Below are 24041 nucleotides of genomic sequence, written 5' to 3'. Positions count from 1 at the left end.
TGAAACTCTTAAAGGCCGCTTAACGCGTGAAATCACTTCTACGGGAAACTTGCCGCCTGGTTTCGTCTCAGGCAAGCGAGATAGAAGCCGTCACCACCATCGAGCGGGCTGAAGCGACGCTCCGTTTCAAGTTCAAATGACGGATGCGCCATCAGAAACGCGGCGATCCGGTCGCCATTTTCCTGTTCGAGCAGCGAACAGGTCATGTAGGCCAGCGCACCTCCGGGCCGAACCAACGCCTGTGCATCGGAAAGGATGTCGTCCTGCGTTCTGGTCAACTCCTCAAGCCGCTCTGGCCGAAGGGTCCACTTTGCCTCTGGCGTGCGCCGCCACGTGCCTGACCCGGTACAGGGAACATCCGTCAGAACAAGATCGAATGGCGCTTCCACCGCCACGCGTTCCGTGGGGATGCGGCGAACCGCGACACCCGCCCGTTCTGCGCGCGTTGGCAGATCCGCCATCCGGCGCGGATCGGCGTCATGGGCGAACCATGTGCCTTGAGCGCGGGCTGCCATCGCAAGTACCTTGCCCCCTCCGCCGGCGCAGTAATCGAGCACGCGCATTCCGGACGTCAGCGGCAATGACTCGACCGCGGCCTGCGAGGCCGCATCCTGCAACTCGACAAGGCCCGTAAGGTAGCTTTGCGACGACTTGATCCGACCCGCACCGTCGATGACCTCAAGCGCGTGGACGGCAAGCGGTGAGTGCCGGGTGGAGATCCCTTCCGCCGCCAAGGCCTCCGCCGCGCGCTCCCTGTCGCTTCGGGCGGCATTGACACGCAAGAAGACCGGGGCGCGGTGCCGCATTGCCTCCATCGCTGCTCCAAAGTCGTCTCCCAGCCGGGCGCGCAGGGGCGCAACCAGCCAATCGGGCAGATCGAGCGATATCGCCTCAGGCAGATCGCCGCGAACGGGCGCCGACGAAAGCGCCTCGGCCTCTTGCGCGCTTAGCGGCGCGGGCGCGTACCCCTGGCCGGAAAAGACGGTGCCCGGATCGCCACCGTCTTCGCGCAAGAGCCCGATCATCAGGGCCCGACCAGAAGACGTCGACTGCCCCGACAGCGCTAGCGCCGAGCGGCGCCGACGCAACGCGTCGTAGACATGATCGCGGATCGCGGCACGGTCCCGCGATCCGGCAAACCGGTTCCCTCGCGCCCAGGTGGTAAGCGAGCGCTCCGCGGGTTCACCCGCAAGGACGCGATCCAGGATATCGACCGCCGCGGCGATACGTGCCTCTGGGGTCATGCGCACCTCCGATTGCGGCGGGTCCGGACGCGGGCGTCAAAGACGGTCCGACATGCCTTGGAAGCAGCCAGCCCTAGATCGCCCGGTAGTTCGGGCTTTCGCGGGTGATCTGCACATCGTGGACATGGCTTTCCTTCAGCCCTGCGCCGGTGATGCGCACGAACTGGCAGTTCTGCCGCATCTCGGCCACGGTGCGGTTGCCGGTATAGCCCATCGCAGCCCGCAGGCCGCCCACGAGCTGGTGGATGACCGCACCAGCCGAGCCCTTGTAGGGAACCTGACCCTCGATCCCCTCGGGCACCAGCTTGTCCGAGGCCGCGTCCTTCTGGAAGTAGCGGTCGGCCGATCCGCGCGCCATCGCGCCAAGGCTGCCCATGCCGCGGTAGGCCTTGAAGCTGCGGCCTTGCCACAGGATGACCTCGCCGGGGCTTTCATCGGTTCCGGCGATGGCAGAGCCCACCATGGCGCAGGACGCACCCGCAGCGATCGCCTTGGCGAAATCGCCCGAGAACTTGATGCCACCGTCGGCGATGACGGGAATGTCCCCTGCCGCGCGGGCCGCGTCCATGATCGCAGTCAGTTGCGGCACACCCACGCCCGCGACGATCCGCGTGGTGCAGATCGAGCCTGGCCCGATCCCCACCTTGACGGCATCCGCCCCCGCGCCGATCAGCGCCCGAGTGGCTTCGGCCGTCGCCACGTTGCCGGCGACGACCTGTACCGCGTTGGTCAGCTTCTTGATCCGCTCGACGGCCTTGGCGACGCCCTCGGAGTGACCATGGGCGGTGTCGATCACCACCATGTCCACGCCCGCGTCGATCAGCGCCTGGCTACGTTCGAACCCCGCATCGCCCACGGTCGACGCCGCCGCGACCCGCAGCCGGCCCAGATCGTCCTTGCAGGCGTGAGGGTTCAGAACGCTTTTCTCGGTGTCCTTCAGCGTCAGGAGACCGGTCAGCTTGCCCTGCCCGTCCGTCACCAGCAGTTTTTCGATCCGCCGCGCCTTCATGAGGCTGATTGCTTCTTCCCGGTCGACGGGTTCCTTCAGCACCGCAAGGTTATCAGAGGTCATCATCACCCGGACCGGCGTCTTGTCGTCCGAGGCGAAGCGCATGTCGCGGTTCGTCACGATGCCTACGACTCGGCCGGCGTCGTCCACGACCGGGAAACCGGTGATGTTGTAGCGATCCATCAGCGCCTTGGCGTCGGCAAGCGTCTGATCCGGCGTCAGGGTGATCGGCGCGTAGACGACACCGCTTTCGAACCGCTTCACCCGGCTGACTTCGCGCGCCTGTGTCTCGGGGTCGAGGTTACGGTGGATCACGCCGATGCCGCCCGCCTGCGCCATGGCGATCGCCATGCGCGCTTCGGTGACCGTGTCCATCGCAGAGGACAAAAGCGGGATGTTCATCCGGATGGACCGGGTGACAAATGTCGACGTATCGGCATCCGACGGAAGTACGCTGGATGCGGCCGGCACAAGAAGCACGTCGTCAAATGTGAGCGCCTCGCGAATCTCCATGGGGGCCTCCTCGGGGAGTCTTCGTTTGGCGCTTCCCCATTTCACGGGGAGGGGGGGAGTGCAAGACCAAAAACCGCCCCTTGCGCTTCTCGCGGTCGGCATGGTCAATCGCACGCAGCGGAGGTTGGTCATGCGCGTCGCGATCGTCGAGAACACCGAGGTTACCCATCTGGGCCAGGTTGGCGTCGCGTTGGCCGAGGCCGGTGCGCTGATCGACATCTGGCGTCCCTGGAAAGACGGGGGGCTGCCGGACCAGATGGGGCGATACGCGGGGCTTGTGGTTCTGGGCGGCGAGCAAAGCGCGCTGGATGACCACACGCATCCTTACCTGCCGCGTCTTGCAACGCTAATGCGCAGCTATGCAGATCAGGGCGGGCCGCTTCTGGGCATCTGCCTTGGCAGCCAGATGCTGGCGCGCGCCTACGGCGCCCGGAACCGGCTGGGCTCTGCGCGCGAGTTCGGCTGGCACCATGTCACGCCCACGGAGGAGGGCCGGGCCGACCCGTTGCTGGAGGGGCTTGATGCCGGGTTCCCGATCTTCCAGTGGCATTCCGATACCTTCGATCTTCCGACGGGCGGGACGCGGCTTGCGGCCAGCGGCGCGGTCGCAAACCAGGCCTTCCGCGTCGGTCGGGCGGCTTACGGAACCCAGTTCCATTTCGAGGCGAACCGTGCGGTGGTCCAGGCCTGGAACCGCGATTTTCCTGATGCGGTCGAAGCGCGGCATCCCGGCTGGCTGGACGCGTTCAGCGACATTTCGGCACGGCACGCCCCTGCCGCCGATGCCACGGGACTGGCCATCGCCCGGGCTTGGACACGGTTGCTTTAACGCGATGCCTCAGGCAATCGCCGCGTTGGTCACGGTGGCAAGCTGGCCCCTCGCCCACAGGCGAAGCACCCGCCATGCAATCAGCGGGATGATCGCCGAGGCAGCGGCCAGCGCGATTACGCCCGGCACCGACCAGATGCCGCCCAACGTCAGCCAAAGCGATGCCGTCGCGGCCAGCGGGAAGGTGAAGGCGCCCCAGAACGGGGTAAAGCCCGCGGCCGTCAGCCAGCGAACGCGGATCACCATCAGGATGACGATCGCAGCGGCAAGCCCGGCAAAGCCCATCGCCAGCGACTGAAGGTCGAAGCCGGCGGCGACAAGGCCGAACAGTGCCGCGGGCGAGAGGTGGATCGCCAAAAGCGGCCGAAGTGGCGCGGGAACCGTTTCGCGCCGGAACTGCTCAAGGCTGATCCCCCAGATCACCAACGCAAGGAAGAAGGTCAGGATGAAGATCGCCTCGGCCAGTTCCGCGAGTTGCATGGGCTGCGCCGCCATTGCGGCGACGATGAAGCCCACGAAGCTCAGATGCCAGACCGGCGTGACCCGGCGCTGCTCTGCCGGCCCACGGAGGAAGCTGACGATCATCACGGCCGCAACGAGGGCGTGCCACCCAAGGCCAAGATAAAGCAGCCCCCACGCAAGGCTCGGCGCGTAGGGCCAGAGCGCGGCGGAAGCAAGGTAGACCGACAGGCACTGGGCGGACAGGCCCGCCCTCCCCGGCAGGATGGCAAGATCCTCGGAAATGACCGCGGGGCGCCGCGCCAGCTTGACGCCGTAGGCCAGCATGGCAAACGCCAGAAGTCCGGTGACCGAGCCCAGGACGATCTCTCCGATCACCGGGGGCCAGTCCAGAAGCATGCTTCCGCGACGCCAGGCAAGGCCAAGACCGAAAAGCCCGAGGATCGACGGAAATATCGCGGGCGGCGTACGCCGCCACAGCCCGGGCGGCACGGGTTTCGGGGGGTGGAAGGCCATTGTTTTTTTGCCTCATCTGCTCGTGCGCGAAGTCTGCCCCCTTCGCCCCCGCAATGCGAGCGTTAAATGCCTTGGCCCGCGTGATTTCCGGCCGCAGGGCGGCGCGAGGGCCACGGTTTTCACATGGACGGAGGGCCTGACAGTCCCTAGGCTGCGCGAAAACGCGGGGGATGAAATGGCCGGCCACGGATACGAAAGCGGACGTTTGAACCTTCCGTTCGTGGGGATCGCCACCTTCGGCAAGAAACCTTATGTCGCCGATTGGGATGCGATCGAGGCCGACGCGGCAATCCTTGGCGCGCCCTTTGACATGGGCACCCAGTTTCGTGCGGGCGCGCGCTTTGGCCCTCGCGGCGTGCGCGAGGCTTCGACACTCTTTTCCTTTGGCCACGCAGGCGCTTACGACCACGAGGACGATGCCACCTACCTGGGCCCCGAAGTTCGCATCGTCGACATCGGCGACGCCGACATCGTCCACACCGATACCGAGAAAAGCCACGCGAATATCGAGGCCGGGGTGCGCGCGATTCTTAGGGCGCGCGCTTTGCCGGTGGTGATCGGTGGCGACCACTCGGTCAACATCCCTTGCGTGCGCGCCTTTGACGAGGTCTGTGAACGGGATGGCCCGATCCACATCCTTCAGATCGACGCGCATCTGGATTTCGTGGACGAACGCCACGGCGTGCGCCACGGCCACGGCAACCCGATGCGCCGCGCCGCCGAACGGGGATTCGTCACCGGGCTGACGCAGCTCGGCATCCGCAATGTCTCTTCAACAGCAAAGGAAGGGTACGAAGCGGCCCGCGCGATGGGGGCCGACATCCTTTCGGTGCGCCAGGTCCGCACATTGGGTCGCGAGGGCGTGCTGGCGCGCATTCCCAAGGGGGCACGGCTTTACGTCACGATCGACATAGATGGATTTTGCCCCTCGATCGCGCCGGGCACGGGAACGCCCAGCCATGGCGGCTTTCTTTACTACGAGGTCCTGGAAATCCTGCAGGGCGCTGCACAGGCGCATGACATCGTGGGCATCGACCTGGTCGAGGTCGCGCCGGACTATGACCCGACCGGGTCGACCTCGATCCTGGCGGCGCAGCTTTTGCTGAACTTTCTGGGCTTCATCTTCCATGCGCGCGCAACCCGTTCTGGACAATCCCCGGCTTAAGCGCCAAGAGACGTGACGAACCGGTTACGGAGCGCATATGACCGACGTCCACCGCCCTTTCCTGGCCGCGCTGTGGATGATGGGCTCGGTCTCCGGGTTTTCGCTTATTGCCGTATCGGGGCGCGAGATCGGCGGGGCGCTGAATCCCCCGGAGATGATGCTTTACCGTTCGCTGATCGGCGTGGCGATCATCATCGCCTACGCGACCCTTTCGGGGCGGCGGCATGAGATCACGGGCGATCGGCTGGGCATCCATGTGCTCCGCAACCTGATCCATTTCGCGGGTCAGAACCTTTGGCTTTACGCGCTGGCGCTGATCCCGCTCGCGCAGCTCTTCGCGGTTGAATTCTCCTCGCCGCTGATGGTTGCGCTGGCCGCGCCGTTGCTCTTGGGGGAGCGGATGACCGCGACCAAGTTGGTCTCGGCGGTCATCGGATTTGGCGGGATCCTTCTGGTCGCGCGGCCGTTTGCCCACGGCGGGATGGGTCCTGGCATCCTGCTGGCGCTGGCGGCGGCAGTCGCCTTCGCGGGAACGGCCATCGTGACCAAGCGGCTGACGCGGCGGGTGACGGTGGTTTGCATCCTGTTCTGGCTGACGCTCATGCAAAGCGCCTTTTCCGCCGCGCTGGCCGGGTGGGATGGGGTGATCGCCCTGCCCGGAACGCCGCAGCTTCCATGGGTCCTGGCCATGGGTGTCGGAGGGATCGTCGCGCACCTGGGATTGACCAAGGCGCTGGCACTGGCGCCCGCGACGGTCGTGGTGCCCGTGGATTTCCTGCGCCTGCCGGTGATCGCCATCATCGGCATGCTGGCCTATGGCGAACCCATCGACCTTTGGGTCTTTCTGGGCGGCGCGGTCATCTTCTTCGCGAACTGGCTCAATCTGGCGGGGGTCAGAATGCGCGCCTTGGTATCAGGCAAGGCCTGATCGAGCCGATCTGACGCATAGCATGGGACAGATTTCGGACCGGCGACCGAGCCGTCGACACCTACGACGCTCCCCGTTGCCGCGCCCGGTGAAATTTCCGCGTGAAAATTCCTTTGCCCACCGCTAGGAACGATCGAAACCAACCGGGCAGGCGGCGTGATGATCTATCGGACGGCAGAAGAGTGGCTGGGTGCAGAACAGAAGCGTGTGCTTCTCTTCGGCATGTCCGGACTTGGCAAGACCCATGTGTCCAACATGCTGCGCGCCAGTGGCGACTGGTTCCACTATTCGATCGATTATCGCATCGGAACGCGCTACATGGGCGAACACATCGCCGACAACTTCAAGCGCGAGGCGATGAAGGTGCCGCTGCTGCGCGACCTGCTGATGACGGACAGCGTCCACATCACCTCGAACATCACATTCAACAACCTGTCGCCACTTTCGACCTACCTCGGCAAGCCCGGCGACGCGGCGCGCGGGGGGCTGCCCTTCGCCGAATATCAGCGCCGGCAGGACCAGCACCGCACCGCAGAGATCGCAGCCCTGCACGACACCGGCCATTTCGCAAACCGCGCGCACGACTTGTATGGCTATGCGAACTTCGTCTGCGATTCCGGTGGCTCGATCTGCGAAGTCGTGGACCCGGAGGACGCCAGCGACCCGGTCCTGACCGATCTTTCACAAACCGTGCTGATGATCTGGATCCGGGGCGACGAGTCGCACCGGGCCGAACTGATACGCCGCTTCGACCGAGACCCCAAACCGATCTATTACCAGCCTGAGTTCCTGCTTAATGCGTGGGCCGATTATCTGAATCAGGAAGACCAGCCCGCCGACCGCGTTGACCCTGACGGGTTCCTTCGCTTCGCCTATGCGCGCCTGCTGGATCACCGCCAGCCGCGTTACGACGCGATGGCCCGGAACTGGGGCCTTACCGTCCCCGCCGAAAGCGTCGCCAGCCTGCGCACCGCCGCGGACTTCGCCTCGCTTGTCGCCGACGCCCTTGAGAAGACCCGCTGATCGGCCTATCTACGGCGGTCCCGAAGGAGAAACCCGATGCCCATAACCCTGCCCCGCACCTTGCCCGCCTTTGACGTCCTGTCGAAGGAAGGCGTGATGGTGATGACGCCGGACCGTGCCGCGCATCAGGACATCCGACCGATCCGCATCGGGTTGCTGAACCTGATGCCCAAGAAGATCCAGACCGAAAACCAGTTTGCCCGACTGATCGGCGCGACGCCGCTTCAGATCGACTTCCGGCTGATCCGCATGTCGGAACATCAGACACGCAACACCGCGTCCGAACACATGGAGGAGTTCTACCGCCCCTTCCAGGAGGTGAAGGACGAAAAGTTTGACGGTCTGATCATCACCGGCGCCCCCATCGAACACCTTCCGTTCGAAGAGGTGACCTACTGGGACGAGATGGAGGAGATTTTCGACTGGACCCAGACCAACGTCCATTCCACCTTCGGCGTCTGCTGGGGCGGCATGGCGATGATTCACCATTTCCACGGCGTCGGCAAACACATGCTGAACCACAAGGCGTTCGGCTGCTTCCGCCAGCAGAACCTCGCGCCCAACTCTCCCTACCTGCGCGGCTTCTCCGATGACTTCGTCATCCCGGTCAGCCGCTGGACAGAGATGAGGCAGGATGAAATCAACGCCGCGCCGGGGCTGCGGACCCTTCTGGGGTCCGATGAGGTCGGCCCCTGCCTGGTGGAGGATCCGTCACACCGCGCGCTCTACATCTTCAACCACTTCGAGTACGACAGCGACACGCTCAAGCAGGAATATGATCGAGACGTCGCCAACGGCACGCCCATCAACGTGCCGTTGAACTACTATCCCGACGATGACCCCAGCCTGCCCCCCCTGAACCGGTGGCGCGGCCATGCGCATCTGCTTTACGGCAACTGGGTAAGCGAAATTTATCTGACCACGCCCTTCGACATGGACCGGATCGGCCAGGAAAGCACCGACTGGCGCGGCTAGGCGTGATTGCAACCGGACCTGCAATCGCCATACTGGCCGCACTGGAACGGAGATCGCGCATGGCAAAACCCGAAAAGGCCGCCCCCCAGGCCATTCCCTTCGTCGGCGACATCACGCGGTATCTTGAGACCGAAGCCCCCGCCGAGGTGCGCCGCGCGATCGAGACCGCTGACAAGAAGGACATTCTTTCGGAAAGCTATCCCTACGACCGGGTGATGAAGGGCAAGGATTACGACGCGCGGATGGACCTGCTGCAAATAGAGCTGGTCAAGATGCTGTTCGACCTGCGCGCGACCGGCAAGCGGCTGTGCGTTCTGTTCGAGGGGCGCGACGCGGCCGGAAAGGGCGGCGCGATCGAGCGGATGCGCGAAAACCTGAACCCACGCAACGCCTACATCGTCGCCTTGCCGAAACCGACCGAACGGGAAGCGACGCAGTGGTTTTTCCAGCGCTACATCGACTGGCTGCCCGCTGCAGGCGAAATCGCGTTGTTCGACCGATCCTGGTACAACCGCGGCGTGGTGGAGCATGTCTTCGGCTTCTGCACCCCGGGCCAGCGCAAGCTTTTCTTCCGCCAGCTTCCCGGGTTCGAGCAGATGCTCATCGACGAAGGGATCACGCTGGTAAAACTGTGGCTGAACGTGGACAGGGCAGAACAGCTGCGGCGCTTCCTGGCGCGTGAAAGCGATCCGCTTAAGCAGTGGAAGCTCAGCTGGATCGACGTCGAAGGGCTTAAGAAGTGGGACGAATATACCTCCGCGATCCGCGAAACGCTTGAGAAGTCGCATTCAAGGATTGCGCCCTGGACGGTCATCCGCGCGGATGACAAGGCCCGCGCGCGCATCGCCGCGATCCAATCGGCGCTTCACGCCGTCGATTACGCGGGCAAGGACACAAACGCGATCGGCAAGGTGGACAGCAAGATTTGCGGCGGGCCCGAAATTCTGAATGGCTAAGCAGGGCTATCACCACGGCAATCTGAAACAGGCGCTGATCGAGGCCGCGCTGAAGCTTATCGAACAGCAAGGGCCCCAAGGGTTCACGCTGTCCGACGCCGCGAAGTCGGCGGGCGTCACTCCCGCCGCCGTTTACCGTCACTTTGCGGGCCGCGACGACCTGATCGCCGAGTGTGCCCGCCAGGGCTTCGAGATCTTCGGCGATCTGATGGAACATGCCTACAATGACGGCAAGCCCTCGGCCCTGCGCGCGTTCGAGGCGACGGGACGCGCCTACCTGGCCTTCGCGCGCAAGTTTCCGGGCCACTACATGGCGATGTTCGAAAGCGGCATTTCACTGAACGCGGACCCTGCGCTGGCGCGCACCGCCGAACGTTCGCGTGCGGTTCTGACCCGCGCGGCCGAGGAATTGACCAAGCAGCTTCCTGCACACCGCCGACCGCCCGCTGCCATGTTCGCCGCCCATATCTGGGCGCTGAGCCATGGTGTCGTCGAACTGTTCGCCCGAGGCGCGCCCGGCGCACGGTCCCTTTTCCCGCCGGAAGAGCTGCTTGAGGCCGGGATGGGCATCTACCTTCGCGGGCTTGGGCTTGTGCCGCCCGACAGCTGAGCGTCAGACCGGGATAGCGGCGGGCGGATTATCCAGAAGCCGCGCCAGCGTCGCGATGGCCGAGGTGAAGCGCGGCTCATCGGCCTCGGCATCCAGCGCGATGCGAACCGCATTCGGGGCGTGACCGTCGACAAGCGCGTATTCGTCGGCAGACCTGACCAGCACGCCCGCCGCCTCTGCCTCCCGCGCGAATGTCGAGCCGCGCCAGCCGCGCGGCAGCGGCAACCAGACGAAGCTCAGCCCCTTCTGCCAGCGCATTTCGTGCCGACCCAGGATGTTGAGCAGCAGCTCCAGCCGTTGCGCAAAGACCGCCTGCCCCGCATCGCGCAGCCGTACCGCCTCACCGGTCGTAAAAAGCTTCAGCGCAATCTGCGCAAGCGGCAGCGCCAGACCGAAGTAGGAATGCTGTGCGGCTATCCGGCCGGATTCGCCATGCCCGGTCGGACAGACGATCGCCCCCACCCTGAGTCCCGCCGACACCGATTTGGACAGCGAAGTGACATACCACGTGCGGTCGGGCGCCAGCGCCCTTATGGCTGGGGCCGAGGGTTCGGCCACCGAATAGCAGTCGTCCTCGATGATCTGAACGTCATGGATCGCAGCAATTTCGGCGATGCGCCGGCGGCGTTCCAGGCTCATCCGCCCGGCGGTGGGGTTCTGCGCTTCGGGCGTCACGCACAGCAGCCGCGCCCCGGTGCGGCGGCAAGCGGCATCGAACGCCTCTGGCACGATGCCTTCGGCATCCAGCGGCACCGCGACGACGTCGGCGCGATTCATGCGTGCCGCGCGGCGGAACCCGGGAAAGGCCAGCTCTTCGCACAAGACCGACGGGCGCTCTCCGCGCAGGCAGCATTGCATGACAAGCCCGACCGCATTCTGCCCACCATGGGTCAGCACCAGGTCATCGGCGTCGAACGTTCCCAGCGATCGGTCCGACAGCCAATCCGCGAAGGCGCGCCGAAGAGGCAGATCGCGGCGGTTGGTCGGATAGCTGCGCCAGTCGCACCCCTCACGCACCATTTCGGACAAGATGCGGGCGAAAGCCTGCGAATGGCCTGCGTCCGGCAGCTGCGGCGCACGCAGGTCGACCGGCCCATCGGCCCTGTCGGGCAGGGCCGGTGCGTCAGAGAAAAGCGGCTGCGTCGGTCCCAGGCGCGGGTTGCGGGCGGCGACGAACGTTCCGCGCCCCACCACGGCCTCAAGCAGGCCATCCTGTGTCCCGATCTGGTAGGCACGCGCCACCGTGCCGGGCGTGATGCCAAGCTGCCAGGCCAATTCGCGGACCGGCGGCAGCTTGGCCCCTTCGGGAAGTTCGCCGGAACGAACCGCCGCCCGCAGTGCATGACTTAGCGCCAGATATTTCGGACCCGCGAATTGTGCCAGTTCCGGTCGCCAAACCTCGGCCATGCGCCCCTCTTTGTATCCATGACAATGTTTCTATGGACGATATTGTGCCCACATTGTAGCCATATGTCCAGCAGTAATCCTGCATTGTATCAATACAAAGGTGATCCGATGACACAACTCGCCAAGACAGCACACGCTTTGCCCCGCGCAATCGGCCTTGTTGCGCGCGCCGTGACCAGGATCGTGAAATTTGTCGTGACCGCAAGCCAGCGCGCAAAGGCACGCCGAGATCTTGCCCGGCTTGACGATCACCTGCTGCGCGACATCGGAATTGACCAGATGACCGCGCAGGCGGAATGCTCCCGCCGTTTCTGGCAGGGCTGAAGTCTCCACAACCATCCCCTGTGGAGCTTCTTCCAACTGGCCGGGCGATCGCCCGGCCTTTTTCAACCGATCACGGCCTCTATCGCGATTGAGCGCTTCTTGAGCTCGGCGTAGAGCGCGGGCACGACGCGGCTTTGATTGACCGCGTGGCGCAGGGCGTCACCGATCACGCCATCACCGACCGCCGAACGAACGCGCCATACCATGCGGCGCGCCACCCCGTCGTCGTAGATGATCTCCACATCGCCACCCCGGATCTGCCTGAGACCAAGGAAATCAAATCCCCCGGAGGAGTTATGGTAGGTTTTGTGCAAGGGCATTTTCTGCTCGTTATGCTGCCTCTACCAAGCAGGATGTGCTTGCACCGGGGTTTCGTCAATCGGATGCCGAACAAATCCCGGTGAGCGAGTCGGCAAGGCAACACGGCGGCCCCACTTGACCCTGTTCCGCGCGGGTGCAAGGGTCGCGGAAAATCCATAGGAACGCCATGTCCCGCCTAGAAGCTGTCCATGCCCAGATCGATGAAGCCAACGCGAACGACCCCGACCGGAGCGAGGGCCGTCCTGCGGCCCTGCTTTACGGCGAACGGATGAGCGCGGAACTGGCAAGGCTATTCCCGGACGCCTCTGACATCCTGAGGATCGCCGCGCGCGGGCAGCACATCGAGCGCTGGACATCGCCACGCGCCTCCTATCCCGAAGGTCGGGCGGGCTACCTGGCCTGGCGCCGCGATCTGGCGGCCTTCCATGCCCGCCGCGTCGGCGACATCATGCGCGCGGCCGGATACGATGAGACTGACGCCGAGCGCGTGGGGACACTCCTGCGAAAGGAAGGGATCAAGCGCGACGAAGAGGTGCAGGCGCTTGAGGATGTGATCTGCTTCGTCTTCCTTCGCTGGTATTTCTTCCCCTTTGCCGAGGGCCGCGACCCCGAAGACCTGCTCAGGATAGTCGAAAAGACCGCGCGCAAGATGTCGGAGGGCGCCAGGGCTCGGGCTTTGAAGGAGTTCTCGCTTCCGGAACCCTTCGCCGCGGCCTTCCGAAGCCAGTAACCGTTCCCAAATTGCCACCAATACGACCGAAGCGCAGGCGTTGTTGTGGATAAGTCGCACAATTGCGGCGGATCCATGCCTTTTGCAGCCCTTCGTTTTGCGCGTTCGCGGAGATGCCGCAAACTCTCTTGACGATGCCGCTTTTCGGCCCTATCTGCGCCGCGCCCGGATCCCAGGATCGGGGCGTCACAGGCAAGACCAAGGATGGAACAGCCATTATGGACAATACCCCGCAAATGACCTCGGGCGAGGTCGAGGGCTCTCAGCAAGGCGAGGCCGCGGACAAGAAACGCCAGATGGCGCAGGAAAGCCAGCGCCGCACGACCCAGCCGGGCGAGGCGCAGCAGAGCCCGCGGATGGGCGAGCAGACCATCACCGACTGGGCCTCGATCTGAGGCCACCAAACAAGGCATTGTCCTTGGCCCCATCGCGGCTAGTCTGGGGGCTCAAGCGCCCCCTACCCGACCAAAGGCCATGCCCCGCCCCGTTTCCAGCATCCCCAATCTAGGCCCCGCATCCGAGGCAGCCTTTGCCCGCGCCGGCATCCACTCGGCCGAAGAGATCGAGGCGATGGGGCCGGACGCGGCGTATGAACGCTTCCTGCTGGCAGGCAACCCGCCCCACTTCATAGGCTACTACGCCATGCTGATGGGATTGCAGGGCAGGCCCTGGAACGATTGCCGGGGCGAAGAAAAGGCAAGACTGCGCGCGCGGTTCGATGCGATCAAGGCGCGGGTTTCCGCGCAGGCAACGCCAATCCAAGGCGATGGCAAGCTGGAATCGGTGTTTGACGAATTGGGCCTCAGGCCAAAGCGGTAAGGCTGCGCCATATCGCGGGGCTTTCTGCCCGACGGCGCGATCCCGAAAAGCAAAGGCCCGCGCCGGTTTCCCCGCGCGGGCCTTCGTGATCTTGAACCGTTTCGGCTTAGCCGACCAGTTCGAGGCCCGAGAAGAAGTAGGCGATTTCCACGGCCGCGGTGTCTTCGCCGTCGGAACCGTGGATCGAGTTCTCACCGATCGAAAGCGCGAATTCCTTGCGGATGGTGCCTTCGGCGGCCTGAGCGGGGTTGGTCGCGCCCATCACTTCGCGGTTCTTCGCGATCGCATCTTCGCCTTCCAGAACCTGGACGACGATCGGCTCGGACGACATGAATTCGCACAGTTCGTCATAGAAGGGACGCTCGCTGTGGACCGCATAGAACACGCCGGCCTGCGCCTTGGTCAGGTGGATGCGCTTCTGGGCAATGATGCGCAGGCCAGCGGCTTCCAGCTTGGCGTTGATCGCGCCGGTCAGGTTGCGGCGGGTCGCGTCGGGCTTGATGATCGAGAAGGTGCGTTGCACAGCCATGTCGGAACCTATGATTGGGGGCGCGCATCACGCGCCGGATTTGGATCGCGCGCCTGCTAACACGCGCGCGCGTGTTTGAAAAGGTCGTGCAAACAGGTGACTTCGGACGACTAGCGGACGGAATTGGCGCGCGAACGGAAGGCGGGCGCTTTTCGTCGTCCGCGGCCTCTGCTAAGGCCCGCGCATGCTGAGGATTTCCGACATCACCTATTCGGTCGAGGGGCGCCCGTTGTTCGACGGCGCTTCGGCAACGATTCCAACCGGCCACAAGGTCGGACTCGTGGGGCAGAACGGCACGGGCAAGACCACGCTCTTTCGCCTGATCCGGGGCGAACTTGCCCTTGAAGGGGGCGAGATCACCCTGCCCTCCCGCTCTCGCGTGGGCGGCGTGGCGCAAGAGGTGCCGTCGTCCTCGGCCTCACTCATCGACACGGTGCTGGCCGCGGACACCGAACGCGCAAGCCTGATGGCCGAGGCGGAGACCGCGGAAGACCCCCACCGCATCGCGGATATCCAGGCGCGCCTGGCCGATATCGACGCCTGGTCGGCAGAGGGCCGCGCCTCGGCGATCCTCAAGGGGTTGGGCTTCGACGCCGAGAACCAGCGCCGCCCGTGTTCGGACTTTTCGGGCGGATGGCGGATGCGCGTGGCGCTGGCGGGCGTCCTGTTCGCCCAGCCCGACCTGCTGCTGCTGGACGAACCGACCAACTACCTGGACCTTGAAGGGGCGCTGTGGCTGGAAAGCTACCTGGCGAAATACCCGCACACGGTCATCGTCATCAGCCACGACCGCGGGCTTCTGAACCGCGCCGTGAACTCGATCCTGCACCTGGAAAACCGCAGGCTGACGCTTTGGTCAGGGGGCTACGACACTTTCGCCCGCTCGCGCGCCGAACAGCGCGCGGTTCAGGCCGCCGAGGCCAAGAAGCAAGAGGCCCGGCGCGCCCATCTGCAAAGCTTCGTCGACCGGTTCAAGGCCAAGGCATCCAAGGCCGTACAGGCGCAAAGCCGGGTCAAGATGCTTGAAAAAATGACGCCGATCCTTGCGCCCGAAGAGGCGAAGAAGGTCGTCTTCACCTTCCCCGCGCCCGAACAGCTTTCGCCACCCATCATCACCCTAGACGGCGCGGCGGTGGGCTATGGCGGCGCGCCGGTGCTCAAGCGGTTGGAGCTTCGCATCGACCAGGACGACCGGATCGCACTTCTGGGTCGTAACGGCGAGGGCAAATCGACGCTTTCCAAACTTTTAGCCGCGAAACTTGAAGTCTGTGAGGGCAAGATCACGCGGTCCTCCAAGCTCAGGATCGGCTATTTCGCGCAGCATCAGGTGGATGAACTGCACCTGGACGAAACGCCCTTGCAACACATCCAGCGGCTGCGGCCGATGGAACACCAGGCCAAGCTGCGCGCGCGGCTCGCAGGCTTCGGCCTTGGGGCGGATCAGGCGGAAACCGCGGTCGGGCGGCTGTCGGGCGGGCAGAAGGCGCGGCTGTCGCTGGCTTTGGCGACGCTGGATGCGCCGCATCTGCTGATCCTTGACGAACCGACCAACCACCTTGACATCGAAAGCCGCGAGGCGCTGGTCGAAGCCTTGACCGAGTATTCCGGCGCGGTCATCCTGGTGTCGCACGACATGCACCTGCTTGGCCTTGTCGCGGACCGTCTGTGGCTGGTCAAAGGCGGGGCGGTCGCGCCCTATTCGCAGGATCTGGACGCATACCGCCGGGAACTGCTGGCAGGGGACGAATCCGATAAGCCGGTGACCAAACCCAAGGAAAAGCCCGCCCGTCCCTCGCGCGAGGCGATGCTGGCGCTGAAGGCCGAAGTGCGCAAATGCGACGAAAGGCTAGCCAAGCTGAACGATATGCGCGACAAGTTGTCAGTGAAGCTGGCCGATCCGGAGCTCTACGCCCGCCCTGACGAAGCCGCCGTCTGGCAGAAGAAGTATGCCGAGGTGATGCAGGCACTTGACCGGGCAGAGGCCCTTTGGATGAAGGCGGCCGAAAAGCTTGAAGCTGCAGAGGTTTGACCCTTGGACCCACAGCTCTACCTGACTGCCTTCGTCACGCTGTTCGTGATCGTTGACCCGATTGCGCTTGCCCCCCTGTTCATCGCGCTGACGCAGGGCATTAGTTCCGCACACCGCCGCGCGGTCGCGCTGCGCGCCTGCGTCATTGCCGCAGTGCTGATGACGCTCTTCGGGCTTCTGGGCGACAAGATCCTGAGCGTCATCGGGATCTCGATGCCGGCATTTCGCATCTCGGGCGGGATCCTGCTGTTCATCACGGCGCTCGACATGCTTTTCGAACGGCGCACCCAAAGGCGCGAGGGTCAGCACGCGGATCCCGAACACGACCCTTCGGTCTTTCCGCTGGCAACGCCCCTGATCGCCGGGCCAGGCGCTTTCACGACGATGATCCTGCTGGTCAACAACTCACCCGCGACGGGTGTCGCCCATACGCTTGCCATCCATGCGGTCATGATCACGGTCGTCGGAATCGCCTTCCTCTTGTTCCTTGCCGCGCCGTTTGTCGAACGCCTATTGGGCCGCACCGGGATCGTCGTGATCACCCGGCTTCTGGGGATGCTTCTGGCCGCGCTTTCAGTCCAGTTCGTGCTGGATGGCGTCCGCGGCACGGGCCTGATGTGAGGCCTGAGAATGGGCGGGGACGAAATCGGACGCCTGACCTACCTGGTGCTGCTTCTCTTGGTGGTGGGGGGCTATTTCCTTGCCCAGGGGCGCAGGAACCTGGGCCGCACCGCGCAGCAGGCCGCCATCTGGGCCTTCATCTTCCTTGGCGTCATCATAGCCTATGGTCTTTGGGGCGATCTGCGCCGCACCGTCCTGCCCGAAGAAATGCGGATCAGCGGCAACTCGCTTGAGGTCGATGTTTCAGGCGACGGCCACTTCTACCTGACGGCAGAGATCAACGGGGCAAACGTGCTGTTCGTCGTTGATACGGGGGCAAGCCAGATCGTCCTTACCGAGCGCGACGCCCGACGCGCCGGTTTTGCACCAGACACGCTGAATTACTTCGGCAGCGCCCGGACGGCGAACGGGATCGTTCAGACCGCACCCGTCAGGCTGGAGAGCTTCGCCCTTGGACCCTTTTCGGACCGGGGCGTTCCGGCCGTGGTCAATTCGGGCGATCTTGACACATCGCTTTTGGGGATGAGCTACCTGGGCCAGTTCGAGATGACCCTGACGCGGGATCGGATGATCCTGCGCCGCTAGTCCATGCGGGTGCCGCTTTCGGCCTTTTTCTGCCAGCGCCCGCTATCCTCGCTCCAGTACTGCGCGGCGATACCGGCGGCGGTCAGCGACCGCCACTGTCCACGCGCCTTGTCACGAGCCGCGTCATCGTTGCCATCAAAGATCACGCAGACCCGTGACAGATCGGCGGCCTCGCCCGGCTCCACATCGGCCCCGTCGACCACGATAAGGCATTGCGCGCCATTCGGCCGATCGCCCCCGGTCGTCAGCAGGATGGGCTGCAACGCATCGTGCGGACCGCCGGCTGTGCCGTGAGGCAGAAAGCTTTCGTCCGCTCCACGCCACAGCTGCTGGTCCAGCCAGTCCAGTCGTGCCGCGTCTTGCCCCCGAACGACGACGCGCCAGCCATTCTGGAGCGATCGCGACAAAAGCATCGGCAGCGTCACCTCAAGTGGCGAACGCGTCAGGTGATAGAAAAGCGCGTCCCCCATCAGCGTTCCAGCATGTCCCGCACAAGCCGGTTCAGCGTCATGACCCCCCAACCCGTCGCGCCCTTGGGCGCCAGCGTGGTTTCCGAAGGCGGCAGCGTCACGCCCGCAATGTCGATATGACACCAGGGCGTGTCGTCGTGGACGAAGCGGCGAAGGAACTGGGCCGCGGTGATCGACCCCGCGGGGCGGCCGCCGGTGTTCTTCATGTCGGCCAGCCGCGACTTGATCAGCTTGTCGTAGGCGCCGCCCATCGGCATGCGCCAGGCGCCCTCTCCTTCCGCCGCCGCCGCGGCAAGAAGCGCGCCGGCCAGCTTGTCGTCATTGGCAAACACGCCGGCGTTTTCGTGGCCAAGCGCAATGATGATGGCCCCGGTCAGCGTGGCAAGGTTGATCATCCCGGTCGGTTTGAAGCGGTCCTGAGCGTACCAGAGGATATCGGCCAGAACCAGGCGCCCCTCGGCGTCGGTGTTGATGACCTCGATGGTGTCGCCCTTCATCGATTTCACGATGTCGCCGGGCCGCTGGGCCTTGCCGTCGGGCATGTTCTCGACCAGCCCCACGATGCCGACGACGTTGGCCTTGGCGCGGCGCAGCGCCAGCGTGCGCATGACCCCCGCCACGACGCCCGCGCCGCCCATGTCCATCGTCATCTCCTCCATGCCGCCCGCGGGCTTGATCGAGATGCCGCCGGTGTCGAAGACGACCCCCTTGCCAACCAGCGCGAAGGGGGCGTCCCCCTTCTTGCCGCCATTCCACTGCATGACGACGACCTTCGACGGGGTTTCAGAGCCCTGCCCCACGCCCAGAAGCGCGCGCATGCCAAGCCTTGCAAGGTCCTCTTCTTCCAGGATCTCGACCTCAAGCCCCAACTCCTGCATCGCGGCAAGCCGCGCGGCAAAATCGATCGTCGTCAGGACGTTCGCAGGTTCGTTGACCAGGTCGCGGGTAAAGAACACGCCCTCGGCAAGCGCCATCAGGGGCTGGGCGGCCGCCGCGACCGCCTCTGGCTTTGCCACCGAAAACGTGACGCCGCCTTTGTGCGACTTATCGGCCGAATGATAGATGTCGAACTCATAAGCCCTGAGCGCGAGGCCGAAGGAGATCTCCGCCGCCTGCGCATGAGCGCCCGCCAGCACAAGCGCCCCCGCTTCCGACAGCGCCTTGCCGATCGCCGCTCCGGCCTTGCGCGCCTCATCCACGCTGCATTTGCGGGGCAGCTTGACCAGTTGCAGCGCCTCGGCCGCGATCCCGGCGGGATAGCCCAGTTCCATCGCCTCGCCCGCCTTGAGCTTGCCCCAGGCCTTACCGCCGATCGCGCGCGAAATCGCGCCCCGAGCTGCCCGGTCAAGGCGCCGCGCGTCGCTTCCGAGCTTGGCCTCCGGATCGAGAATCAGGACGATCCGCCCCTCGAACGCCGCGGTTTCCTCGGGCGTCGCGGTGACAAAGCGGATATCTACGGGGCTGGTCATGGCATTCTCCGGCTTGGTTTTGCCGGACCCTAACCAAGGCCCCTGCTCTTGGCTAGATATTGGTTCCCCCCGTCCCCGCTTTGGGCTAGGGAAAGGGGCGGAAGAACGTGTTGGGGATAGTTGGGGTGTCCAGATTCGACAGGTACATGCTGTCGCAGCTGATGATGCTATTCGGCTTCTTCGCGCTCGTCCTGGTAGCGGTCTACTGGGTCAACCGCGCGGTTCGGCTGTTTGACAGGCTTATCGCGGACGGGCAGTCCGCATGGACCTTCCTTGAATTCACAGCACTCACTCTACCCTACGTCATCCGCATCGTGCTGCCGATCGCAGCCTTCATCGCGGCGGTCTACGCCACCAACCGCCTGACCAGCGAAAGCGAACTGGTGGTGATGCGCGCCACGGGCTTTTCGCCGTTTCGGATGGCGAGGCCGGTGTTCTACTTCGGCTTTTCCGTCGCGCTGTTGATGGCCATCCTTGTGCATGTCCTGGTCCCGGCCAGCCGTACGCAACTTGCGAACCGCAACGACGACATCGCGGCCAATGTCTCGGCGCGCCTGCTGTCCGAGGGGACCTTCGTCCATCCGGGCGCCGGCGTCACGTTTTACGTGCGCGAGATCACGCCACAGGGCGAACTGCGCCAGATATTCCTGTCCGACTCGCGTCAGGCCAAAAGCGGTGCGGCAGCGCGCGGCACCTCGACGACATACACGGCGCAGCGCGCGCTGATCGTGCGCAGCGACACGGGACCGAAGCTTGTGATGTTCGACGGCATGGCGCAGCTTTACGAAGCCGACAGCGGGCGCCTGACCGTGACGCGATTTTCCGATTTTTCCTTCGACATCGGCGCGCTGGTGTCCCGGTCCCGCGGGCGCGCGATTCAGATCGAGGAACTTTCGACGCCGGCGCTTCTTGCGGCAAGCGAGCAAACACAGGCGCAGGTCGGCGAAAGCCGCGCCGTCCTGCTATTCGAAGGGCACGAACGGCTTGCGCAGCCCCTTCTTGCGCTGGTCGCGGCGATTCTGGGGTTTTCGGCGCTGATGATGGGTGAGTTCAGCCGCTTGGGCCTTTGGCGCCAGATCATCGCTGCAACGGTTTGCCTTATCGGCGTGCAGCTTCTGGTCAACGTGGCGACGGGATTTGGCCGGTCAAACGCCGCGCTCTGGCCTCTGGCCTACCTTCCGGCGCTTGCGGGTTTGGGCGTGGCGCTGGCGATGCTGGCCTACGCTGGAAAAACACGCAGGGTGCGGCAAGAAACGGGGGCAGCGGCATGACACTGACCCTTTACATCGCGCGGCGCTTTCTGACCTTCTTCCTCATGGTCTTCGGCGGGTTCCTGCTGCTGATGACCTTGGTTGAGATGGTTGAGCAGGTGCGGCGCTTTTCCGGGATCGGAATGGCGGACGCCGCCGGGCTGGCGGTTCTTAATGTGCCATCCTCGATCTACCGCATCCTGCCTCTGATCGTGATCCTGAGCACCGTCGGGCTTTTCCTGTCACTTGCGCGCAGCTCCGAACTGGTCATCACGCGGGCCGCGGGACGTTCCGCGCTGGTCACGCTGATGGCACCGGTCGTCACCGCCCTGCTGATCGGCGCGCTGGCCGTCGCCGTTCTGAATCCGATCGCGGCGGGAACGACGCGGGCGTACGAACTGCGCTCTGGCCAGCAGGGTGGCGCTGCCAGCACGCTGTCCGTAAGCGGCGAAGGCTTCTGGCTTCGCCAGGGCGGCACCGAGGGCCAGACTGTCATCCATGCCGAAAGGTCGAACCCCGACGGCACCGTGCTGTCGAACGTGACCTTCCTGACCTTGACGCAAGAAGGCCATCCCGCCCGCCGCATCAGCGCCGCACGCGCGGTGCTGGAGACCGGCGGCTGGAGACTTTCGGACACCAAGGAATGGCCGCTGCAGGCAAACCTTAACGCCGAGGCCCGCTCGACACTTGCCGACGTCCTCGTTCTGCCCTCGGACCTGACGGCGGACCGTATCCGCGACAGTTTCGGACAGCCGTCGACCATTCCGGTCTGGGACTTGCCGGACTTCATCGCCGGGCTGCAAAGCGCGGGCTTTTCGGCACGGGCGCATATGGTCTGGTTCCAGATGGAACTTGCCCTGCCGCTGCTTCTGGCGGCCATGGTGATGATCGGTGCGGGCTTCACCATGCGCCACGTCCGCTTCGGACACACCGGTCTATTGGTGCTTCTGGCGATCGTTTCAGGGTATGCGATATTCTTCCTGCGCAACTTCGCGCAGGTCTTGGGTGAAAACGGCCAGATCCCGGTTATGCTTGCGGCCTGGAGCCCACCGGTCGCCGCGACGTTCCTTGCGCTTGGCCTGCTTCTGCATCTGGAGGAAGGATGAAACGGAAGTCCCTTCTTCTGGCTGTTTGGCTGTTCGCGGCGGGGCCGGCATTGGCGCCCGCGTCAGCGCAGGATGCCGCGACCCTGATCGCGGACCGGATTTTTCTGACCGGCACGGGAACCCTGACCGCCGAGGGCCATGTCGAGGTCTTCTTCGAAGGGGCGCACCTGTCGGCCCAGTCGATCGTCTACGATCCCGCGACCGACAACCTGACGATTACGGGTCCTGTCCGGCTGGATGACGGTCACGGCTTCCTGCTGCTTGCGGACGGTGCAAAGCTGTCGCGCGACATGACCGACGGCATTCTGGAAAGCGCCCGGCTCATGATCGACCAGCAGATGCAGATTGCGGCGAATTCGATCACGCGCGAGGCGGGCCGCTACACGAGGATGGAGCGGATCGTCGCCTCAGCCTGCGAGGTCTGCCCCGCAAATCCCGTGCCGCTGTGGGAGATCCGGGCCAACAAGGTGGTCCACGACCAGGAGGAGCGGCAGCTTTACTTCGACCAGGCCCAGTTCCGGATCATGGGCGTGCCGGTCTTCTATACGCCCTGGCTTCGAATGCCGGACCCGACGCTCGACCGGGCGACCGGCTTCCTGCTGCCGCGCGTACGGTCGACCTCGACCCTCGGAACGGGGGTGAAACTACCCTACTTCATCGCCATCGGCGAAAGCCGGGATCTGACGCTCACGCCCTACCTGTCATCTGGCACGACAACGCTTGAACTTCGGTACCGCCAAGCCTTCGTGAACGGCCAGGTCACGGTTGAAGGCGCCGTGTCGCGCGACGACATACTGCCTGACGAGGATCGGGGTTATCTGTTCGGGACGGGCCGTTTCCGCCTGCAGGATGACTTCATCCTGACGGGCGAACTGAGGGTCGTCTCGGACCCGGCCTATCTGCTGGACTACGGGATTTCGGACGAAGACCGGCTCCGAACAGGCGTGGACATCACCCGGACACGTCGCAACGAGTACATCCACGGGTCGATCGCGAACTACCACTCGATCCGGGAGGGCGAGAGCAACAGCACCACCCCCACCATGCTGGGCGCGCTTGAGTACGAGCGCCGCTTTTCCCCCTTCGGCGGCGAAGGCGGATTCCGGTTCCAGACGCGCGGCTTCTACCGGCCATCGGACATCGACACCGACGCAAACGGCGACGGCGTGACCGACGGCCGAGACGTGGCGCGCGCATCGCTGGGTGTCGACTGGCGGCGCAACTGGGTGCTGGGCAACGGGATCTTGGCTTCGGGCATGTTCGACCTGTCGGTCGATTTCTACTCGATCGCGCAGGATGAAAGCTTCCCCGGAACCGTGACCCGCGCGACGCCGACCCTGGGGGCGGAACTACGCTGGCCACTGCTGAAATCCGGGGCTGGCGGGGCGGTTCACGTCCTTGAACCGGTCGCTCAGATGGTCTGGACCCCCGAAAGCAGCGATGCCGTGCCTAACGAGGACAGCGCGCTTGTCGAGTTTGACGAAGGCAACCTTTTTTCTCTGGACCGCTTTGCCGGAATTGACCTTCGCGAACGCGGTTTGCGCACGAACCTGGGCCTGAGCTGGACGCGTTATGACCCGGACGGCTGGAGCATGACGCTGACGGGCGGGCGCGTCTGGCGCGACGAGGACCTGGGACAGTTCACCGAAAGCTCGGGCCTCAGCGGAACCTTGTCCGACTGGCTTATCTCAGGACAGGTTCAGTTGCCCCAGGGGCTGACCTTCGTCGGACGCGCGCTTTTCGACGACGATCTAAGCCTGACGCGCAACAGCCTGTCGCTGTCCTGGCAGCGCCCGGACTTCGGCGTGTCCACATCCTATCTCATGCTCGAGGCGGATCCGGCGGAAGACAGGGGGACGGACACCTCCGAGCTTTGGCTTGCAGGATCGTGGCAGGTGAGCGATGGCTGGCGGGCACGGGTCGAGGGGCGGCACGATTTTACGGCAAGCCGAACAGGCTACGCGGGGCTTGGCCTTGAGTACCGGACCGAATGCGCGCTGATTGATCTTTCCCTCTCGCGTCGGTTCACGTCCTCGACTAGTGTGACGCCGACGACGGACTTCAACCTGTCGGTGACACTGGGCGGGATAGGCTCGGGCTACGACGGACGGTCATACAGGCGCAGTTGCGCCCGCTGAACCCGGGGCGGTGGCC

The 24041-nt window shown here is 64.6% G+C and carries 25 protein-coding genes; 17 read left to right on the top strand and 8 right to left on the bottom strand.

The features are described 5' to 3' along the window. Positions 1–38 precede the first annotated feature (38 nt). Positions 39–1244, bottom strand: a complete 1206-nt coding sequence (locus OEW28_RS18130; protein WP_263736208.1) for an RsmB/NOP family class I SAM-dependent RNA methyltransferase — start codon at positions 1242–1244, stop codon at positions 39–41. Positions 1245–1317: 73 nt separating this feature from the next. Continuing rightward, entirely contained in the window at positions 1318–2766 is a 1449-nt protein-coding gene (gene guaB / locus OEW28_RS18125) for an IMP dehydrogenase (RefSeq protein ID WP_263736207.1), read from the bottom strand. Positions 2767–2824: 58 nt separating this feature from the next. On the opposite strand from guaB, the gene OEW28_RS18120 reads away from it, so the two are divergent. Continuing rightward, positions 2825–3595 carry a type 1 glutamine amidotransferase gene (locus tag OEW28_RS18120; protein ID WP_263736206.1) on the top strand — a complete coding sequence of 257 codons (771 nt, stop codon included), beginning with the start codon at positions 2825–2827 and terminating at the stop codon, positions 3593–3595. 9 nt (positions 3596–3604) lie between these two features. Here the strand turns inward: OEW28_RS18120 and OEW28_RS18115 are convergent, their stop codons facing one another. Continuing rightward, positions 3605–4570, bottom strand: coding sequence for a TDT family transporter (locus tag OEW28_RS18115; protein ID WP_263736205.1), 966 nt, complete (start codon positions 4568–4570; stop codon positions 3605–3607). 175 nt (positions 4571–4745) lie between these two features. On the opposite strand from OEW28_RS18115, the gene speB reads away from it, so the two are divergent. The 6 genes from speB to OEW28_RS18085 all read left to right on the top strand — a co-directional run bounded on the left by speB (position 4746) and on the right by OEW28_RS18085 (position 10227). Then, entirely contained in the window at positions 4746–5735 is a 990-nt protein-coding gene (gene speB / locus OEW28_RS18110) for an agmatinase (protein WP_263736204.1), read from the top strand. 37 nt (positions 5736–5772) lie between these two features. Next, positions 5773–6663, top strand: coding sequence for a DMT family transporter (locus OEW28_RS18105; protein ID WP_263736203.1), 891 nt, complete (start codon positions 5773–5775; stop codon positions 6661–6663). Positions 6664–6822: 159 nt separating this feature from the next. Next, the gene (locus tag OEW28_RS18100) at positions 6823–7686 is read left to right on the top strand and encodes an ATPase (RefSeq protein WP_263736202.1); all 864 of its coding nucleotides are present in this window, start codon (positions 6823–6825) and stop codon (positions 7684–7686) included. 36 nt (positions 7687–7722) lie between these two features. Beyond that, entirely contained in the window at positions 7723–8661 is a 939-nt protein-coding gene (gene metA / locus OEW28_RS18095; protein ID WP_263736201.1) for a homoserine O-acetyltransferase MetA, read from the top strand. Positions 8662–8720: 59 nt separating this feature from the next. After that, on the top strand, positions 8721–9617 hold the full coding sequence (gene ppk2 / locus OEW28_RS18090) for a polyphosphate kinase 2 (RefSeq protein ID WP_263736200.1): 897 nt from the start codon (positions 8721–8723) through the stop codon (positions 9615–9617). Then, positions 9610–10227, top strand: a complete 618-nt coding sequence (locus OEW28_RS18085) for a TetR/AcrR family transcriptional regulator (RefSeq protein WP_263736199.1) — start codon at positions 9610–9612, stop codon at positions 10225–10227. Before ppk2 ends, OEW28_RS18085 begins: the two co-directional genes overlap by 8 nt. Positions 10228–10230: 3 nt before the next feature. Here the strand turns inward: OEW28_RS18085 and OEW28_RS18080 are convergent, their stop codons facing one another. Beyond that, a complete protein-coding gene (locus tag OEW28_RS18080; RefSeq protein WP_263736198.1) occupies positions 10231–11634 on the bottom strand; it encodes an aminotransferase-like domain-containing protein in 1404 nt (467 codons plus the stop codon). 108 nt (positions 11635–11742) lie between these two features. On the opposite strand from OEW28_RS18080, the gene OEW28_RS18075 reads away from it, so the two are divergent. Next, entirely contained in the window at positions 11743–11958 is a 216-nt protein-coding gene (locus OEW28_RS18075; RefSeq protein ID WP_263736197.1) for a DUF1127 domain-containing protein, read from the top strand. 62 nt (positions 11959–12020) lie between these two features. Here OEW28_RS18075 and OEW28_RS18070 read toward each other — a convergent pair whose 3' ends face one another. After that, positions 12021–12278 (bottom strand): hypothetical protein, encoded by a 258-nt coding sequence (locus OEW28_RS18070; RefSeq protein ID WP_263736196.1) that lies wholly within the window; start codon positions 12276–12278, stop codon positions 12021–12023. A 167-nt stretch (positions 12279–12445) separates the two neighbouring features. On the opposite strand from OEW28_RS18070, the gene OEW28_RS18065 reads away from it, so the two are divergent. From OEW28_RS18065 to OEW28_RS18055, 3 genes are all read left to right on the top strand, one after another. Continuing rightward, complete coding sequence (locus OEW28_RS18065) at positions 12446–13009, top strand: DUF4202 domain-containing protein (protein WP_263736195.1); 564 nt, start codon at positions 12446–12448, stop codon at positions 13007–13009. A 113-nt stretch (positions 13010–13122) separates the two neighbouring features. Next, positions 13123–13404: a hypothetical protein gene (locus OEW28_RS18060; protein WP_263736194.1), complete on the top strand. Its 282-nt coding sequence runs from the start codon at positions 13123–13125 to the stop codon at positions 13402–13404. A 79-nt stretch (positions 13405–13483) separates the two neighbouring features. Continuing rightward, positions 13484–13828: a TfoX/Sxy family protein gene (locus OEW28_RS18055; RefSeq protein WP_263736193.1), complete on the top strand. Its 345-nt coding sequence runs from the start codon at positions 13484–13486 to the stop codon at positions 13826–13828. 106 nt (positions 13829–13934) lie between these two features. Here the strand turns inward: OEW28_RS18055 and ndk are convergent, their stop codons facing one another. Beyond that, a complete protein-coding gene (gene ndk, locus OEW28_RS18050; RefSeq protein WP_263736192.1) occupies positions 13935–14357 on the bottom strand; it encodes a nucleoside-diphosphate kinase in 423 nt (140 codons plus the stop codon). Between the two features lie 184 nt (positions 14358–14541). Here ndk and OEW28_RS18045 point away from each other — a divergent pair, with 184 nt between their 5' ends. From OEW28_RS18045 to OEW28_RS18035, 3 genes are read left to right on the top strand one after another with little or no spacing between them, the layout of a single operon-like run. Then, positions 14542–16386, top strand: coding sequence for an ABC-F family ATP-binding cassette domain-containing protein (locus tag OEW28_RS18045; protein WP_263736191.1), 1845 nt, complete (start codon positions 14542–14544; stop codon positions 16384–16386). Positions 16387–16389: 3 nt separating this feature from the next. After that, a complete protein-coding gene (locus tag OEW28_RS18040; RefSeq protein WP_263736190.1) occupies positions 16390–17007 on the top strand; it encodes a MarC family protein in 618 nt (205 codons plus the stop codon). Positions 17008–17016: 9 nt separating this feature from the next. Next, the gene (locus OEW28_RS18035; RefSeq protein WP_263736189.1) at positions 17017–17592 is read left to right on the top strand and encodes a retropepsin-like aspartic protease family protein; all 576 of its coding nucleotides are present in this window, start codon (positions 17017–17019) and stop codon (positions 17590–17592) included. Here the strand turns inward: OEW28_RS18035 and OEW28_RS18030 are convergent. Beyond that, a complete protein-coding gene (locus OEW28_RS18030; RefSeq protein WP_263736188.1) occupies positions 17589–18062 on the bottom strand; it encodes a DNA polymerase III subunit chi in 474 nt (157 codons plus the stop codon). The two genes, OEW28_RS18035 and OEW28_RS18030, sit on opposite strands and share 4 nt — an antisense overlap. Beyond that, positions 18062–19531, bottom strand: a complete 1470-nt coding sequence (locus OEW28_RS18025) for a leucyl aminopeptidase (protein ID WP_263736187.1) — start codon at positions 19529–19531, stop codon at positions 18062–18064. Before OEW28_RS18025 ends, OEW28_RS18030 begins: the two co-directional genes overlap by 1 nt. A gap of 125 nt (positions 19532–19656) precedes the next feature. Between OEW28_RS18025 and lptF the strand changes: the two genes are divergently transcribed. The 3 genes from lptF to OEW28_RS18010 are packed head-to-tail and all read left to right on the top strand — an operon-like array spanning position 19657 to position 24025. After that, positions 19657–20802 carry an LPS export ABC transporter permease LptF gene (lptF, locus tag OEW28_RS18020; RefSeq protein ID WP_263736186.1) on the top strand — a complete coding sequence of 382 codons (1146 nt, stop codon included), beginning with the start codon at positions 19657–19659 and terminating at the stop codon, positions 20800–20802. After that, on the top strand, positions 20799–21887 hold the full coding sequence (gene lptG / locus OEW28_RS18015) for an LPS export ABC transporter permease LptG (RefSeq protein ID WP_263736185.1): 1089 nt from the start codon (positions 20799–20801) through the stop codon (positions 21885–21887). Before lptF ends, lptG begins: the two co-directional genes overlap by 4 nt. Beyond that, positions 21884–24025, top strand: coding sequence for an LPS-assembly protein LptD (locus OEW28_RS18010; protein WP_263736184.1), 2142 nt, complete (start codon positions 21884–21886; stop codon positions 24023–24025). The genes lptG and OEW28_RS18010 overlap by 4 nt, the downstream gene beginning before the upstream one ends. Positions 24026–24041: the final 16 nt, after the last annotated feature.

Source organism: Albidovulum marisflavi (genome assembly GCF_025751435.1).
Classification (GTDB): domain Bacteria; phylum Pseudomonadota; class Alphaproteobacteria; order Rhodobacterales; family Rhodobacteraceae; genus Albidovulum; species Albidovulum marisflavi.
The sequence above is the reverse complement of the archived record's forward strand: the minus strand, read 5'-3'. Positions and strand labels throughout refer to the sequence as shown.

Coding starts and splice junctions, on each gene's coding strand:
- OEW28_RS18130 (WP_263736208.1), bottom strand. CDS start 1,244: ATGACCCCAGAGGCACGTATCGCCGCGGCGGTCGATATCCTGGATCGC.
- guaB (WP_263736207.1), bottom strand. CDS start 2,766: ATGGAGATTCGCGAGGCGCTCACATTTGACGACGTGCTTCTTGTGCCG.
- OEW28_RS18115 (WP_263736205.1), bottom strand. CDS start 4,570: ATGGCCTTCCACCCCCCGAAACCCGTGCCGCCCGGGCTGTGGCGGCGT.
- speB (WP_263736204.1), top strand. CDS start 4,746: ATGGCCGGCCACGGATACGAAAGCGGACGTTTGAACCTTCCGTTCGTG.
- OEW28_RS18105 (WP_263736203.1), top strand. CDS start 5,773: ATGACCGACGTCCACCGCCCTTTCCTGGCCGCGCTGTGGATGATGGGC.
- OEW28_RS18100 (WP_263736202.1), top strand. CDS start 6,823: ATGATCTATCGGACGGCAGAAGAGTGGCTGGGTGCAGAACAGAAGCGT.
- metA (WP_263736201.1), top strand. CDS start 7,723: ATGCCCATAACCCTGCCCCGCACCTTGCCCGCCTTTGACGTCCTGTCG.
- ppk2 (WP_263736200.1), top strand. CDS start 8,721: ATGGCAAAACCCGAAAAGGCCGCCCCCCAGGCCATTCCCTTCGTCGGC.
- OEW28_RS18085 (WP_263736199.1), top strand. CDS start 9,610: ATGGCTAAGCAGGGCTATCACCACGGCAATCTGAAACAGGCGCTGATC.
- OEW28_RS18080 (WP_263736198.1), bottom strand. CDS start 11,634: ATGGCCGAGGTTTGGCGACCGGAACTGGCACAATTCGCGGGTCCGAAA.
- OEW28_RS18075 (WP_263736197.1), top strand. CDS start 11,743: ATGACACAACTCGCCAAGACAGCACACGCTTTGCCCCGCGCAATCGGC.
- OEW28_RS18070 (WP_263736196.1), bottom strand. CDS start 12,278: ATGCCCTTGCACAAAACCTACCATAACTCCTCCGGGGGATTTGATTTC.
- OEW28_RS18065 (WP_263736195.1), top strand. CDS start 12,446: ATGTCCCGCCTAGAAGCTGTCCATGCCCAGATCGATGAAGCCAACGCG.
- OEW28_RS18060 (WP_263736194.1), top strand. CDS start 13,123: ATGCCGCAAACTCTCTTGACGATGCCGCTTTTCGGCCCTATCTGCGCC.
- OEW28_RS18055 (WP_263736193.1), top strand. CDS start 13,484: ATGCCCCGCCCCGTTTCCAGCATCCCCAATCTAGGCCCCGCATCCGAG.
- ndk (WP_263736192.1), bottom strand. CDS start 14,357: ATGGCTGTGCAACGCACCTTCTCGATCATCAAGCCCGACGCGACCCGC.
- OEW28_RS18045 (WP_263736191.1), top strand. CDS start 14,542: ATGCTGAGGATTTCCGACATCACCTATTCGGTCGAGGGGCGCCCGTTG.
- OEW28_RS18035 (WP_263736189.1), top strand. CDS start 17,017: ATGGGCGGGGACGAAATCGGACGCCTGACCTACCTGGTGCTGCTTCTC.
- OEW28_RS18030 (WP_263736188.1), bottom strand. CDS start 18,062: ATGGGGGACGCGCTTTTCTATCACCTGACGCGTTCGCCACTTGAGGTG.
- OEW28_RS18025 (WP_263736187.1), bottom strand. CDS start 19,531: ATGACCAGCCCCGTAGATATCCGCTTTGTCACCGCGACGCCCGAGGAA.
- lptG (WP_263736185.1), top strand. CDS start 20,799: ATGACACTGACCCTTTACATCGCGCGGCGCTTTCTGACCTTCTTCCTC.
- OEW28_RS18010 (WP_263736184.1), top strand. CDS start 21,884: ATGAAACGGAAGTCCCTTCTTCTGGCTGTTTGGCTGTTCGCGGCGGGG.